This window comes from Mumia sp., from assembly GCF_028803055.1.
In the GTDB taxonomy this organism is placed as follows: Bacteria; Actinomycetota; Actinomycetes; order Propionibacteriales; family Nocardioidaceae; genus Mumia.
In genome coordinates this window covers 1-2185 of sequence record NZ_JARBCJ010000313.1, presented here as the reverse complement: position 1 = coordinate 2185, position 2185 = coordinate 1, and the positions used below count along the sequence as shown (strand labels likewise).

Here is a 2185-nt window from a genome sequence, read left to right as displayed (position 1 = left end):
ATGCGGGCCCCCTCAGGTCCTCGGTGGCGGCGCGGACACGACTCCGGATCCGCGCCACGCGGTTGCGTACGGCTGCATGGCTCACGCCAAGCGCGTCGGCGGCCTGCGCGTAGGTGAGGTCACCGACGACGCACCTCTCGAAGAGCTGTTGGTCCAACGGCGACAGGCCGGCGACGCTCTCGCGCACGCGGGCCATGAGCACCGCGGACACCGCCTCGTCCGAGGGCTCACGGTCGGTGCTGGGCAGGGCGTCGTCGAGCTGCTCCCACTGGCGGCCACGCTTCCGGCGGAGGTTGAGCGCCACGTTCTTCGCAGTGGCGAGCAACCAGGGGAGCACCGACGTGTCGACGAGGTTGATGTCGGACCGCCGGCGCCACGCCGTGATGAACACGTCCTGCGTGATCTCCTCGGCGTCCTGCGCGGTGCCGATCAGCCGGTACGCCTGCCAGTACACCGGCCTGACGTGGCGTGCGTACAGGTCACCGAACGCGTCGCGGTCACCGCGTCGCGTCCGAGCGAGCAGCATCCGGTCATCGGCGGCGTGCTCCGTCGGCAGGTCGGTCGTCATGCTGCTCCGTTCGCAGGGCCTCACCTGGTCCATGTCGCGAGGAGCCCGACCGTCTCATGGTTCGGCCGTCGACGACCAGGGTGTTCTGGTTGGCGGCGAGGGCCGCGGGCGGGCAGCATCGCTTCCGCTCTGCGTCCGTGCCGCGGCGGTGCCAGGCTCGGGTCATGAAGGCACCCACGACGACCATGGCCGACGGGCTCGAGCTGCCGACGATCGGCCTCGGAACCTATCCGATGGACGACGCCGAAGCCGCCGACGCCGTCCGCAGCGCCCTCGACATCGGCTACCGACTGGTCGACACCGCCGCCTCGTACGGCAACGAGGCGGGAGTGGGGCAGGGCGTCGCGATGAGCGAGGTGCCTCGTGACGAGGTGGTCGTCACCACCAAGCTGCGTGGAGAGGATCAGGGCTACGAGCCCACGCTGCGCGCGTTCGGCGAGTCGCGCGAACGGCTCGGGCTCGACTACGTCGATCTCTATCTCATCCACTGGCCTCTCCCGCGGCTCGACCGGTACGTCGACTCGTGGCGGGCGATGATCCGGCTGCGCGACGACGGGCTCGTCAACAGCCTCGGCGTCTCCAACTTCACGCCCGACCAGATCGACCGCCTCGTCGCCGAGACCGGCGTCGCTCCCGTCGTGAACCAGATCGAGCTCCACCCCTACTTCGTGCAGGACGAGCTGCGGGCGTACGACGCCGACCACGGGATCGTCACCGAGGCGTGGCAGCCGCTCGCCCGCAAGACCGACCTTCTCACCGAGGCGACGATCGTCGAGATCGCGGAGCGGCACGGGGTCACCCCGGCCCAGGTCACGCTGCGCTGGCACGTCCAGCGTGGCGTGGTGCCGATCCCGAAGTCGAGCGACCCGCGACGGCAGCGGGACAACCTCGACGTCTTCGGGTTCTCACTGAGCGAGGAGGAGATGGTGGCGATCGGCGACCGTCCGCAGACGCGCAGCGGCGGGGATCCGGACACGCACGAGGAGCTCTGAGCTCCGGCAACCTGCACCAGGTGTCGATCGACCGGTGGCTCGTCCGTCATCACGGTGTCAGGATCGACACCGACGGAAGGACCTCCGATGTTGTACACGCTCTTCATCCACAACGCCGACCCGCGTGACGCGGGCATCAGCGAGGACGACATGGCGCCTGTCAAGGCCGCGTTCGAGACGTACGTGAAGGAGCTCGACGAGGCCGGCGCCTTCGTCACGACCCAGATCCTCGGCATGCCGGAGGTGGCGACGACCGTGACCGCGGTCGACGGTGAGCCGAAGATCCAGGACGGGCCGTTCGCCGACACGAAGGAGTACGTCGGCGGGATCGTCGTCATCGACGTGCCCGACCTCGACGCTGCGCTCGCCTGGGCGCAGAAGTGCCCCGGGGCGACCTACGGGACCGTCGAGGTCCGGCCGACGGCGCTCACGTGGAGTCGTGAGCGGCAGTGGTACCAGCCCTGAGGGCGTACGGGGAGGCGGAGCGGGCGGCCCGTGCCTCGTACGGCCGCCTGCTCGCGCTCCTCGCGGCCGCCGACGGTGACATCGCCACCGCGGAGGACGCTCTGGCCGACGCGTTCGAGAGGGCGCTCGTGACCTGGCCCGAACGTGGCGTGCCGGACAA

3 protein-coding genes are annotated in these 2185 nt (G+C 70.1%); 2 read left to right on the top strand and 1 reads right to left on the bottom strand.

Features of this window, described 5'->3' with window-relative positions; translation table 11 throughout:
- Positions 1–568, bottom strand: a 568-nt coding sequence (locus PV363_RS17480; RefSeq protein WP_220366161.1) for an RNA polymerase sigma factor, incomplete at its 3' end; no start/stop codon positions are given.
- Positions 569–732: 164 nt separating this feature from the next.
- Here PV363_RS17480 and PV363_RS17475 point away from each other — a divergent pair.
- Positions 733–1560: an aldo/keto reductase gene (locus PV363_RS17475; RefSeq protein ID WP_220343590.1), complete on the top strand. Its 828-nt coding sequence runs from the start codon at positions 733–735 to the stop codon at positions 1558–1560.
- 87 nt (positions 1561–1647) lie between these two features.
- Complete coding sequence (locus tag PV363_RS17470; protein ID WP_301023044.1) at positions 1648–2025, top strand: YciI family protein; 378 nt, start codon at positions 1648–1650, stop codon at positions 2023–2025.
- The last annotated feature ends 160 nt before the right edge of the window (positions 2026–2185 follow it).